General features: G+C 54.0%; 4 protein-coding genes. 3 read left to right on the forward strand and 1 reads right to left on the reverse strand.

The features are described 5' to 3' along the window. Positions 1-2 precede the first annotated feature (2 nt). Entirely contained in the window at positions 3-608 is a 606-nt protein-coding gene (gene loaP, locus CJP46_RS07535) for an antiterminator LoaP (protein WP_094594922.1), read from the reverse strand. 347 nt (positions 609-955) lie between these two features. Here loaP and CJP46_RS07540 point away from each other — a divergent pair, with 347 nt between their 5' ends. From CJP46_RS07540 to CJP46_RS36095, 3 genes are all read left to right on the forward strand, one after another. Further along, on the forward strand, positions 956-1,717 hold the full coding sequence (locus CJP46_RS07540; RefSeq protein ID WP_094594923.1) for a 4'-phosphopantetheinyl transferase family protein: 762 nt from the start codon (positions 956-958) through the stop codon (positions 1,715-1,717). An 18-nt stretch (positions 1,718-1,735) separates the two neighbouring features. Further along, the gene (gene fabD, locus CJP46_RS07545) at positions 1,736-4,135 is read left to right on the forward strand and encodes an ACP S-malonyltransferase (protein WP_094594924.1); all 2,400 of its coding nucleotides are present in this window, start codon (positions 1,736-1,738) and stop codon (positions 4,133-4,135) included. A gap of 107 nt (positions 4,136-4,242) precedes the next feature. Continuing rightward, positions 4,243-14,073 (forward strand): SDR family NAD(P)-dependent oxidoreductase, encoded by a 9,831-nt coding sequence (locus tag CJP46_RS36095; RefSeq protein ID WP_143812933.1) that lies wholly within the window; start codon positions 4,243-4,245, stop codon positions 14,071-14,073. The last annotated feature ends 11 nt before the right edge of the window (positions 14,074-14,084 follow it).

A 14,084-nucleotide genomic window follows, 5' to 3' on the forward strand; every position in this document is an offset into this window, starting at 1 on the left:
TTTCAGACCAGAGTGCTTTCCAACGGGCTTTGGACGATCTCGATCCCGAAATCGATCAGCTGCTCTGCGCCCATCAGGGTCAACAGCACCTTAGCCCTTTTTTTATGCTTGTCAATTTTTTTAATCAGCTTCTCCATTCCTTTTAATGGTCCAGCCTGCACCACAACGTTCGATTCCTCAAAATAAACTTTGGAATACTCGATCACCTCGCATTCGTTGATAAGGTTCAGTACTACCAACATTTCATCGCAGGGGATTTCTTTGAAAAATTGGGACTCGTCGACCAGATAATGTGGTACTTGATCTTGATTCAAACCATGCGAATAAAGCCTGATGCATTTATCTTTTTCATTTCGGTAATTCAGCGTTTGATATATGTAGGGATTTTCTTTCAATTGATAATAAATGGAGTAATTCATGTCGGCCTGAATGAACACATAACCCGGAAACAGCGTTTTAACGGTATGAACGATTTCGCTGCGTCTTTTTTCCGGGACCTTTCTTTTAGGAATGAGGCTGTACAGCAGGTCTCGTTCGAACTTGCGATCCAGCCATTTTTTGATGTTGGATTCATATCCTGTTTTGACAAACAGCGCATACCATGACATGTTGAAATCCTCCTTTACAAGTTCATGAAAATCATAGCAAAAACCGATTAAATTAATTGTCGAAATATGAGAATAAAGTCATAAAATATATCATCATAGCAAAAAAAATAATAGTTTACAGAAACTACAAAATATACTATTATAATTGGTAATTAATGACTTGTTTACATAAACTTATGTTCCGCTTAATCGGCGTTGCGGCGCGTTAAGAAGGCATAAGGGCCATATACACATCACTACGTTAAAGTGTTGGATGCTTGCGGATTCCTTTATTTTCAGAGGGTTCCCGCAGGCATTTTTGCGTTTTCCGGCAGAAGACCAGGGAGTGAAAGACAGGAGGAACGTTCATGGAGAATGCAGAGATGGATCAAAGCCGGGAGGTGCGGTTGAAACACCTGTTCAACAACAGGGACGGTCCTGAACAAGCCGCCCTGTATATGGTGCAAATGCGGGAGAACCTGCACCGCGAGCATGCTGCAGCTTTTCTTCATCCGGGTGAATGGGAATTTTTCGGCACGCTGAAGTTCGAACGAAGGATTCACAGCTATTTGGCTGGACGATACGCCGCGAAGAATGCCGTCTCGCTGCTTACGGGTGAACGCGATCTGCGTTCGATCCGGATCGAGCGGGGATGTTTCAATCAACCGGTGGTGATCGGATGGGCAAACGTCCAGGTCAGCATCACGCATGCCGGCAATGCCGCCGGCGCCGTTGCGTTTCATGAGGCTGTGCCGATGGGGATCGACATCGAAAGGGTATCCCTCTCGGCCATGGAGGTTCTGATGAACCAGGCTTCTCCCAGGGAGTTGGAGCTGATGCAGCCCATTCCACATTCCCTGGAACGTGTGCTGACGCTTTCATGGTCCGTTAAGGAAGCATTGTCCAAAGTGCTGAAAACGGGGCTGACGGTTCCAACCAAGCTGCTTGAGCTCAATCGGCTGGAAGCTTGTGACGGATATGTCATCTCCGGCTTTGCCAATTTCATGCAGTATGAAGCGGTTTCGACGTTTATGGGAAGCGATGTCTGTTCGATCGTTTATCCCAAAAGGCGGCCGCCCGACTTAGGTGTACTGCGGCATGCAGTGCAGCAGGCGTTTCAATATTCGTAGAGAGGATGTGGAGAGCTTATGTTAGCTTACGTGTTTCCGGGACAAGGAGCCCAGAAGAAAGGAATGGGGGGTGCCCTTTTTGACGAATTTCCGGAAATCGTTGCCGAAGCCGATCAGGTGCTGGGGTATTCCATTCGGGAATTATGCCTGGAAGACCCCGATTCCAAGCTGAACCAAACTGAGTATACCCAGCCCGCACTGTATACGGTCAACGCCCTGCATTATTACAAAAAAATAAAAGATACCGGCAGAAGGCCCGATTACGTCGCCGGACACAGTTTGGGAGAATACAATGCGCTACTTGCAGCCGGTGCCTTTGAATTTGCCGCCGGACTTCGGCTGGTGCAAATGCGAGGTGCGTTAATGAGCCGTGCCGCAGGCGGAGGAATGGCCGCCGTTATCGGGTTGAGCGAGGAGCAAATCCGTGAAGCTCTGCGGGCGAATCAACTGGAGAAAATTGATGTTGCAAACCTCAATAGCCCGAAGCAAATCGTCATTTCCGGCTCGAAAGCGGACGTAGAGCATGCCAGGCCATTGTTTGAGGGCATGAAGGATGTCATGATGTTCGTCCCGCTGCGGACGAGCGGCGCATTCCATTCGCGGTATATGCAGGAGTCCTCGAAGGAATTCGAGGCTTTTTTGCGCAGCTATTCATTCGGAGGCCTGGCCATACCGGTCATTTCAAACGTATACGCCAGACCCTACAGGGACGCGGATATCCGTGCCAATCTCGTCAAGCAAATCACGCATTCCGTAAAGTGGACCGAGAGCATCAGGTATTTGTGGGGACGAGGGGTTGAACAATTTGAGGAGATGGGACCGGGCAGGGTCTTGACCGATCTGATCGCCCGGATCCGGACGGAAGCTGAGCCACTCATCGTGGATGACAATGAACCTCTGAATGGCAATAAATCCTTGGATGATACAAGCGCTATTGTTTCTTTTCCCACCGTACCCGCCATAGAGTCACCACAGGATCATACCATGGATCAAGTGACCGACCGTTTGGCCGGCATTTCGGCCGTCTCCTTGGGGAGCAGTCAGTTCAAAAAGGATTACGGGTTGAAATACGCATATTGTACGGGAGCCATGTACCGCGGGATCGCTTCCAAAGAGATGGTCGTCCGCATGGGTAAAGCAGGCATGATGGGTTTTTTTGGAGCCGGCGGGTTGAAAATGCCCCAAATCGAGGAAGCCATCCACTATATCAAGGAACGTCTGGATCCGGACCAGGCCGCGTATGGACTTAACCTTGTCCACAATCCTTCGGAGCCTTGGGTTGAAGAACAGACCGTCGATTTGTTCCTGAAGCACGGTATTACCGTCGTTGAAGCCGCTGCGTTCATGAGCATTACACCGGCACTCGTGAAATACCGGGCAAAGGGACTCAAGAAGAACGCGGAAGGACAGGTGACGGCCTCCCATAAAATGATCGCTAAAGTGTCGCGGCCGGAGGTGGCCGAGCTTTTTTTGAGTCCGGCACCGGAGCGGATTGTCGGCAAGCTGCTGGAAGAGCGGAAAATTTCTCCGCAGGAGGCGGAGATGCTCCGGATAATTCCAGTGGCGGACGATATTTGCGCCGAAGCGGATTCCGGCGGGCATACCGACGGGGCGGTCGCGTACGCGCTGATGCCGGCCATGATCAAGCTGCGGGACGAAATGATGGACAAGTTCGGCTACCGGAAGCAGGTCCGAATCGGGGCAGCCGGCGGCATCGGAACGCCTGAGGCGGCGGCAGCGGCTTTTATGCTGGGCGCGGACTTTATCGTCACGGGTTCGATCAATCAATGTACGGTAGAAGCCGGTACAAGCGACGCCGTCAAAGACCTGCTGCAGCAGGCCAATGTCCAGGACACGGAATATGCGCCCGCAGGGGACATGTTTGAAATGGGGGCCAGGGTGCAGGTGCTGAAGAAAGGCCTCTTTTTTCCCGCACGCGCCAATAAACTGTATGACCTGTACCGGCAATTCAACTCGATTGATGAAATCGACGGCAAAACCAAGGCTCAAATTCAGGACAAGTATTTTAAGCAGTCCTTTGAGAGCATCTATGAAAAGCTGTGCGCGTCCTATCCACAGGTGGTGGAAAAGGCCCGGCAAAATCCCAAATTCAAGATGGCGCTTATTTTCCGCTGGTACTTCTCCTACACCACCCGCTTGGCGATCCAAGGCGACGAAGAGAATCGGGTGGACTACCAGATCCACTGCGGCCCGGCGCTCGGCGCTTTCAACCAGTGGGTCAAGGGAACGGCACTGGAGCGCTGGCAGAACAGGCATGTGGACCAAATCGCGGAGAAGCTGATGCTGGAGACGGCAGAGCTGCTGAACCGGAGATTGGCGCTGTTTGCCCGGACTCCTGCTGCAAACGAAGCTCAACCCTCAGGATTGGACCATGTACCCGCTGGAGCGGGACGATAGTGTAAGAAGATTTGGGAAGGCTGCACGGAATTCAACCTGAAATCATCGTAAGGCGGTAGTAACAAGGAAGAAGTTCAATCACAAGATCGAGCGAGGTGTACCTTGACATGGATAAAGATATCGCCATTATCGGCATGGCATGCCGTTTTCCGGGCGCGCAAAACTACGATGAATTTTGGGACAATTTGAAGGAAGGGCGTTCCAGCATCCAGGAAATTCCGAAGGAACGCTGGGATTGGCGGGAATATTGGGGCGACCCCCAGTCCGGAAAAAACAAAAGCAACAGCAAGTGGGGCGGGTTTATTCGTGATGCAGATGCCTTTGACCCAGCTTTTTTCGGCCTTTCCGCCCGCGAGGTCGAAGTCACGGATCCCCAGCAGCGAATCATGCTTGAGTTGTCGTGGGCGTGCCTGGAGGATGCCGGGGTGCGGCCGTCGGAGATTTCCGGCGAAAAAATCGGCGTTTACATGGGCGTCTTCAACTTCGATTACAAAGGGCTGCAGGAGAGCTCCAACCAAACGATTGAAACCTATCATTCGATCGGAACAGCCTCGGCGGTCATCGCCAACAGGATCTCTCATTATTTCAATCTGAAAGGTCCCAGCTTTCCGATCGACACCGCTTGTTCCAGCTCCTTCAACGCCATTCATGCCGCAGCGCAGTCGCTCCAGCTGGGCGAATGCCGTATGGCGCTTGCGGGCGGCGTCAGCCTGATCCTGACTCCGTCGCGCCATATTTCTTTCTCCAAGGCAGGCATGCTGTCTCCAACCGGTTCGTGCAAAACGTTCGATGACAGCGCAGACGGCTACGTACGCAGCGAAGGAGCTGGCGTCGTCCTGCTGAAACCGCTGAACCTGGCGGTCGCGGATGGCGATCCGATTTATGGCGTCCTGAAAGGAAGCGCTGTGAACCATAGCGGCAAAACCCACACGCTGACTTATCCGAATCCGGACGCACAGGCGGAAGTCATCGCTGAAGCCCACCGAAAAGCAGGAATTCCCGTTGAGAGCATCAGCTATATTGAAGCCCATGGTACGGGTACGCCGAAGGGGGATCCAATGGAATTCCGCGGACTGGTCCAAGCTTTTGAGAAGCTGCGGCCTGACCAGGATCCCGCAATTGAGACCCCGGGGAACTACTGCGGCCTTGGCTCCGTAAAAGCAAACATCGGACACTTGGAATCGGCTGCAGGCATCGCGGGTGTGATCAAAGTGCTGATGTCCATGAAGCATAAACAGCTCCCCGGACTGCACAATTTCAAAAAGCTCAATCACCGCATTTCGCTGGAGGGCACCCCTTTTTATATCGTAGATGGGCTTCGGCCCTGGGAGGCTCTAACCAGTGATACAGGCGAAGCTTATCCGAGGAGGGCAGGGATCAGCTCTTTCGGTTTCGGTGGAACCAACTCACATGTGGTGCTGGAGGAAGCTCCGCCCAAGAAGAGGTCGGTCAGCAGAAAACTGCCGTACTGCATGGTCTGTCTGTCGGGAAAAACCGAGGAAGCCCTGGACCGGAGACTCCGGGATCTTCTGCAGTGGCTGGAACGCCAGGATGAGGGATATACGCTAACCGACATCAGTGCCACACTCCTGCTTCAGCGGGAGCATTTTGGCAATCGGGGCACCTTTGTCGTTAGGGATATCCGTGAACTGCGGGAAAAAATCACCCAAGTGTTGGCCGGGAATGAAGCCGAAGGCTGGTTGACGGCAAAAGTACCCTCAAACAGACGCGAGGATACGCTGGCGCTCGAAACGCGGGGTGACGCATTAATAAGGGATCTCCGGGCTTTGAAAAAGAGCGATGCCGAGGAATATGAACGGAAGCTGCTGGAGATCGCTGATTTATATGTCCATGGTTACGAAGCGGACTGGAAGTCGATCTTTCCCGCTTCCGGATGGAAGCATGCCCATCTTCCAACGTATCCTTTCGCAAGAGAACGGTATTGGCTTCCCGAAGAGAACGAAGCGGCCGCTGGCGGAATGACTGCGGATGAGGGCATTCAGGTCCAAGCCATTCATCCGCTGCTTCATACCAATACTTCGGATTTAAGGGAGCAGCGCTACAGTGCCGCCTTTACCGGGCAGGAATTTTTCCTCGCGGATCACCTAGTGAACGGGGAACGGATTCTTCCCGGGGTAGCCTACTTGGAAATGGCGCGAGCGGCCGTGATCTGTGCTTCCGGAAGGGAACGTAATCACGAGGCGGCCGTATCGCTTCGGAACCTGGTTTGGTCCGTGCCGGTCAAAGCCGGTGCAGATCCGGTGCAGATTCATATTGGGCTTCATCCGGAAGGACATGATCAGGTGGCGTTCGAAATCTACAGCGAAAACGAAACGGACGCCGATGAAATTACGGTACATAGCCAAGGTACGGCTTATTTTGTTCAACCAGGTCCAGTGCCGTCCGCTCCCGTTCGGGAGCTCGCGGAACAAGCGCAGCCTTCCCGTTTCACCGCGGAACGCTGCTACGCTTACCTCCGCTCCGTAGGACTCGATTACGGACCCGCTCTTCGCGGCATTAATGCGGTGTACCCCGGTAAGGAGGATACGGAGCTGCTCGCGAAGCTGTCCCTCCCGCAGTCCCTTCGGGAAGGGAACAGTTCGTGGGTCCTGCATCCGGCCATGTTGGATTCCGCGCTGCAGGGGGGCGTTCTTCTCCTGAACGGATTTCTTCAGTCCCAAAAGGAAGAACCGCTAACTCCAGGCCAAATGTGGCTTCCTTTTGCCTTGGATGAGCTGTTGGTTTTGCAGCCGAGCCAGGATGATATGTGGGCCCGGATTCGGTACAGCAAGGACCATTACCCGCTTCATCAGGTGCATAAGGTTGATCTGGAGTGGATGGATGACGAGGGCAACGTCTGTGTAAGCATGAAAGGATTATCCTGGAGACAGTTAACCCGGCAGCAGGCAGCAACGTCTAAAGTAACGAACGAAACGTTCCCCGATTCCGGACTGATTCTCTTGGAACCGTATTGGAAAGAGGAGTCTGCTCCACGGCGAACCATGACAAACAGCTATCGGGAGCACCTGATCGTCCTATGCGGCTGTCCGGATGACTGGGCCGGGCGATTGTCTGACAGAATGGATACGGCGCGCATTCTGGATTGGCAAAATAACGCCGATAGATGGGATGAACGTTACCGCGATTATGCCGAGCGTTTGCTGAAGGAGCTGCAGCTTCAGATCGAAGATAAAGCGCCGGGACGCGTGCTTATTCAACTGATCTTCATGCGGAAAGACGCGGATTCGCTTTTGCAGGGCTTGGGCGGCATGCTGAAAACAGCTATTCTGGAAAACCCGAAGTTAACCGGGCAAATGATTGAAGTGGACCCGGATACACCGCCGGATAAGGCGATGGAATATATTGGGGCGAGCATGGATAACAGTCAGTTCCACGTCCGATATGTACACGGATCCCGTACAGTAATGGACTGGAAGCCGGTGAAGCCTCAAACGGAGTCCACGCCGAATCCGCAACCTTGGAAAAACGGTGGCGTTTACGTCATAACCGGTGGCATAGGAGGGCTCGGCTTTCACTTTGCCAAGGAAATCGGGGCGCGCGTAAAGGATGCCGTCGTGGTTCTGACCGGACGGTCCGCATTGAACGATCACATAAACATGATGCTGGAAGAACTGCGTTCGCAGGGGATACTCGTAGAGTATGTTCGGTCGGACATAACGGATAAGGACGAAGCCCATCGGCTCGTGCAAAAGGTTGTCCAGTCACACGGAACGATCAACGGTATCATCCACGCAGCGGGTTTGATCCGGGATAGCTACCTGATCCATAAAACCGTTGGCGAGCTGCATGACGTTCTGGCCCCGAAGGTGACGGGGCTGATCAATCTAGATGAGTCGAGCCGCGATGTGGACCTCGATTTTTTTGTGATGTTTTCTTCCGTTTTCGGTCCAATCGGGAATCCGGGCCAAGCCGATTACTGCGCGGCCAACGCCTTTATGGATGCATATGCAGAATATCGGGACATTCTTGTGAGCTCTGGCGAACGGAACGGACGTACTTTGTCGGTCAATTGGCCTTTATGGAAGGACGGCGGCATGCAGGTCACTGAGCCCATAGAACGCAGCATGCTCGCGGAGCTTGGCATGGCAGCGATGACAAGCGGAACGGGTATAGAGGCATTTTACCGAGCCTACACTGGTGGCGCGAATCAAGTCCTGGTCGTGGAGGGCAACCCGGGCTTATTCTACTCCCGGCTTATCCGCTTCGCCAAAGTTCCGGAAGAGGCGATTCCGGATCGGAATATGATCCAACCCGACAACGAAATACTGCCTTCCGATTCCTCTTCACCTGAATTGTTGCGGGAACAATCGGAGAGTTTGCTGAAACGACTCATTTCAGGCGTCCTGAAAACACCGGCCTCCCGAATCGATGCCGAAGCACCGATGGAGCAGTACGGGATTGATTCGATCATGACGACGCAATTGACCCGCGAGCTGGAAAAGACATTTGGCTCCTTGTCCAAAACGTTATTTTTTGAGTATCAAAATATCCATGAGCTGACAGGCTACTTCTTACGGGATCATCGGGATTCGCTGCTGAAGGCGCTTGGAGGAAGTGAGCGGACTTCGGCTTCAGGCCAAGCCGCGGAATCCAAGGTTCCGATCGATCTGGAGGATGGAGGGAAGGGATCTCTCCCAGCCAGCCGGCGCCGTTCAAGGTTTGTTTCGGAGGAAACTGCCAGAACGGCGGGAGCAGGCATCAGTGCCCCCGGTCGCTTTGAAGTCGCCGTGATCGGCGTAGCCGGACGATACCCTGGAGCGGGCAATGTCAGCGAATTCTGGGAAGTGCTTAAGAACGGAAAGGACTGCATCACAGAGATACCGGACGAACGTTGGGATTACCGTCAGTATTTTGACGAAGATCGGACGAAACCCGGGAAGGCCTACAGTAAATGGGGAGGCTTTATCGATGGGGTGGACTTGTTCGATCCGCTCTTTTTTCATATTTCTCCGCGCGAAGCCGAATTGATGGATCCGCAAGAACGCCTGTTTTTACAGTGCGTGTACGAAACGATGGAGGATGCCGGATACACCCGGGAAACTTTAGTGGATTCGGGAGCGGTCGGCGTCTACGTGGGATCCATGTATCAGGAATACCAATTGTACGGAGCACAGGAACAAGCGCATGGGCGTCAGATCGCGCTGCCTGGTCTGCCGGCGTCGATCGCCAACCGCGTGTCGTATTTTTGTAACTTCCATGGCCCAAGCCTGACGGTGGATACGATGTGCTCATCCTCGCTGACGGCTATTCATCTGGCGTGCCAGAGCTTGCTGTCGGGTGAAAGCGATGTCTGCTTTGCGGGCGGAGTTAACGTTTCCATCCATCCCAATAAGTATTTGTACCTTTCCCAAGGCCAGTTCATTTCCAGCAGGGGACGATGCGAAAGCTTCGGAGAGGGCGGAGAAGGTTACGTTCCGGGCGAAGGGGTCGGCGCCGTTCTCCTTAAGCCCCTGGCCAAAGCCGTCGAAGACGGAGATCAAATATATGGAGTCATCAAGGCAACGGCCATCAATCATGGGGGTAAAACGAACGGCTATACCGTCCCGAATCCGAATGCCCAAGCAGAGGTCATCGGGAAGGCGATCCGAAAAGCGGGCATACATCCCCGCGCGGTCAGCTATGTCGAAGCGCACGGAACCGGTACGGTGCTCGGCGATCCCATTGAAATAACCGGACTCCAGCAAGTATTTCGGCAGGCGACGGAGGACGCTCAATTTTGTGCCATCGGATCGGCCAAGTCGAATATCGGGCATTGCGAAAGCGCGGCAGGAATCGCCGGGTTGACCAAAGTTTTGCTTCAACTCAAGCATAAGCAAATCGTGCCTTCCCTGCACTCCTCTGTCCTTAATCCCAATATTGACTTTGAACGATCGGCGTTTTTCGTTCAACAGGAATTGGCCGAATGGACAAGACCGCTCCTGAATTTGGACGGACGCTTGACCGAATATCCCAGAATCGCCGGGATCTCCTCATTCGGGGCCGGGGGCTCCAATGCCCATCTGGTTATCGGGGAGTATATTCCTGCGTTTTCCGAAAACAATCAGAAGCCGGCGCATACAGCAGAACCGTTTATGATCGTGCTGTCCGCCAGGACCGAAGAGCAGCTGAAAGAGCAGGCACAAAGGCTGCTTCTGGATGTGGAAAGCCGGCTGTATGGTGATGATCGGCTGCTGGATATGGCTTACACGCTGCAAACCGGACGCGAAGCGATGGAGGAGCGGATGGCCCTGATCGTGAGAACGGTAGACGAGCTGAAGCAAAAACTGCGCGGATTTCTGGATGGTGATCATGACTCTGACGGGATCTATTACGGGCAGGTCAAGCGGAACAAGGATACGCTGCAGATTTTTATGCGGGACGAAGAGCTTCAGGAAGCCATCTGGAAATGGATGGAACGCAAAAAATATACCAAACTGATGAGCCTTTGGGTCAAGGGATTGCAAGTGGATTGGAACAAGCTGTACACGGAGTTTCGGCCAAGGAAAATGAGCCTGCCGACGTACCCGTTCGCACGGGAACGTTATTGGGTTCCTGGATTAATATCTCCAGATAATCTTCATCCGAGTGCTGCGAATTTCGATCACAACGGGCACCCTCCCGTAGATTCCCAGCGGGAGATCGGATTCTGGACTAAGCAATGGACGCCGGCTCCTCCGGAGAATGACGGCTACAAAGGGAAAGGAAAAGGCGTGGCTGTCATAGCGACATCCGAAACGATGGCTTTGGCCCGGCAAGTATCGGCCTGCATTGAGGGGGCGGTGCTTTTCGAAGTGGACACCGGCGAGCTGTCCCAGCCGCCAGAAGAGCGGGTGACATTCGAAGGAGTTATTGATCTGGCGGGCTGCAGCGCTTCCCTGCTTCGGCCGGGGGACTGGATGGAATGGGTTCAGCAGCAGGTTGAATCCCGGCAGCAGGATGGTCTTCGGATGTTATGCGTGACCCGCGGCCTGGAGTCCTTTCAAAATCCAGCCGTCAATCTTGCCGGCGCTGACCGTGCCGCGCTTTACCGCATGCTGCAGTATGAGTACAAAGGGCTCGTCTCCTGGCATATGGACGGAGACCCAGCCGCTTCCGAAGGTGAGCTGGCTGAACAAATCGCTGCAGAATATAAGTCGGGCAGCCTGGATACCGAGGTCTGCTACCGGAACGGAATCAGGTACCGGGCGTATCTTGGGGAATCCCCCGGCAGGAAGCGGGAAGCACCCGGCTCCGGCCGTGGTTCTTTTGCGTTCCCGAAAGAACGTGTGCTGTGGATTACCGGAGGTACCCGGGGTCTCGGTTACGCATGCGCCCGCCATTTTGTGCAGAAATACGGCGTAAGGAAGCTGGTGCTAACCGGCAGGGAACCGCTTCCTCCCCGGGAGGAGTGGCACCGGTATCTCGCCGAAGATTCGAGCATGGGACATAAAATCCGTGATTTGCTCGAACTTGAGTCACTGCAAGCGGAGGTGCATGTCCTGTCGGTGTCATTAACGGATGAAGCCGCATTGCAACATGCCGTGGATGACACGAAGCTCCGGGTCGGTCCCATCGGTGGCGTCATCCATTGCGCCGGGGTTGTCGACGTCCATAACCCCGCGTTTATCCGGAAATCGATTCAAGGAATCGAGAGGGTACTATCACCAAAAATGGATGGTCTCCAATCCTTATTTAATGTCATGAAAGGAGAGGAGCTTAGCTTTTTCGTCCTGTATTCTTCCGTTTCCGCGGCGATTCCGTCGCTGGCGGCTGGACAAAGCGATTACGCGGCGGCCAACGCCTTTATGGATTACTTTGCCGAATCCAAGCGGAACGAATGCCCGCTGGTCAGCATTCAATGGCCGAGCTGGAAGGAGACCGGCATGGGTGAAGTCAGGAACAAGGCTTACGAAGAGACCGGTCTCTGGAGCTTGTCCAATGTAGAGGGGATGCAGATGCTGGATTCGATATTGGCTGCGGATTTCGGAGCGGTTGTCCTTCCGGCGGTGGTGCGTCCGTCCGCGTGGAAACCCGATACGTTGCTGCGGTTCTCTTCCCCGAATGAGCGGGATGCGGAGCGTCGTAATCCTGGCATGATGACCAGCAGAAATCCGGTAAAGTCCGTGCGTACGGGAAACTTCGATAACCAGCAGCTGTATGTAACGTCTTGGCTGAAGGAGCTTCTTGCCGAAGAGCTCAAGATCGATTCCGCCAAGCTGGACACGGACACTTCGTTCCAGGATTACGGAGTAGATTCCGTCATGTTAGCCCAGCTTCTGCGGAGATTGAACGATCTGTTGAACGCAAACCTGGAGCCGACATTGCTGTTTGAGCATTCGCACATCGAAGGCCTTGCTGCTTGGCTCGTCAAGCATCATCCGAACCAAGCCATGTTAGCCGCCAGTCATTCGTTGACTGCGGATGCTGAGGCCTTTGGGTTGCCTCCTGAAGGCGATCGAGGCGTATTGACAGGATCTGCCCAGGCCAAGCAGGGATATGCAAATCATGAGGAGGATACCCGCGCTGCGGACTGGGATGGCTATCCGGTTCGAACAGGATCTCATCGAGCGGAGCCTGCAGCCACATCAGGTATCGCCGTGGTCGGCATGTCTTGCCGTTTTCCCGGGGGTGAATCGCTGGAGGAGTATTGGGACCTATTGAACGAGGGAAGATCAGCTATCCGCCGGATGCCGAACGAACGATGGGGTTATTCAAGCGGTTACGATGCAGGATGGCTTAACGATATTGAAGGCTTTGACGCTTCGTATTTTCTGATCCCGGAAGCCGATGCCAGAGCCATGGATCCTCAGGCTCGGATGCTGCTCGAGGAGAGCGTCAAGCTGATTTGCCATGCGGGATATACGCTGCAGGAAGTGAAGGGAAAACGGTACGGGGTTTATCTTGGGGCCAGAACGCAGCATTCCCCCGAGGCGTCGGCGCTGATGCAAGCACGCAACCCCATCGTTGCCGTAGGGCAAAATTATTTGGCGGCGAACATTTCGCAATTCCTCGATTTCAGGGGACCCAGCCTGGTTGTAGATACCGCCTGTTCGTCCGCTCTTGTTGGTTTGCATATGGCCGTTCAGGCGCTTAAAGACGGGGACATTCAAGGAGCGGTAGTCGGAGGTATTCATCTGTTAACGACCGATCAAGCCCATCGAATTTTTGATCAGCGCGGAATTTTGAATGCATCCGGGCAGTTCCATCTGTTTGACGGGCGATCCGCCGGCATCATTCCGGGAGAAGGGGCAGGCATGGTGCTGCTGAAAACGGTAGAGCAGGCTCTCGCGGACGGTGACCGGATCTATGCGGTCATCCAAGGCATCGCCGTCAACAATGACGGCCGGACCGCCGGACCGGCGGCTCCTAATCTCCAGGCCCAGCGGGAAGTTCTTGGGGAAGCCTTGGCCAAAAGCGCCAAAAAGGCGGAAGACATTACTTACATTGAAGTCAACGGGTCAGGTACCGAAGTGACCGATCTGCTCGAGCTGAAGACGATTCAATCGATTTACAGGGACGACTCCGAGGTGCCCTTGGCGCTGGGATCGATCAAGCCCAATATCGGCCACCCGCTGAGTGCGGAAGGCATCGCCGGCCTGATCAAGGTGGTCCTCATGCTCCATTACGAACGCATCGTTCCTTTCCTGTCCGGTCAACAACCGATGGCCCATTTCGACCTGCAAGCATCCCCGTTTTATTTCGAGAGGGAAGCCGCCACATGGGAGCGGAAATCGAGATTGGCGGCCCTGAACTGCTTCGCTGACGGAGGAACGAATGTCCACGTCATTTTGGAGGATGGCGCTGCCTGGTCTGAAGATCGTAAGGGGCGCGATCCGCTCCCGGATCCGGCTTGGGCAAGGTTACCAATGAGGCAAGATGCGGAGCGGGGTCTGACAATCCCCGACGAGAATCCGCCATCCGTCGAACCGCAGCTTATCTTTTGGGAAAGATTCGACTAGGGGGGAGCCAA

It is taken from the genome of Paenibacillus sp. XY044 (genome assembly GCF_002257645.1).
Lineage (GTDB): Bacteria > Bacillota > Bacilli > Paenibacillales > Paenibacillaceae > Paenibacillus_AQ.

What these genes read in the sequence shown, in the direction of transcription:
- CJP46_RS07540 (WP_094594923.1), top strand. Translation starts at nt 956, where the DNA reads ATGGAGAATGCAGAGATGGATCAAAGCCGGGAGGTGCGGTTGAAACAC.
- CJP46_RS36095 (WP_143812933.1), top strand. Translation starts at nt 4,243, where the DNA reads ATGGATAAAGATATCGCCATTATCGGCATGGCATGCCGTTTTCCGGGC.
- loaP (WP_094594922.1), bottom strand. Translation starts at nt 608, where the DNA reads ATGTCATGGTATGCGCTGTTTGTCAAAACAGGATATGAATCCAACATC.
- fabD (WP_094594924.1), top strand. Translation starts at nt 1,736, where the DNA reads ATGTTAGCTTACGTGTTTCCGGGACAAGGAGCCCAGAAGAAAGGAATG.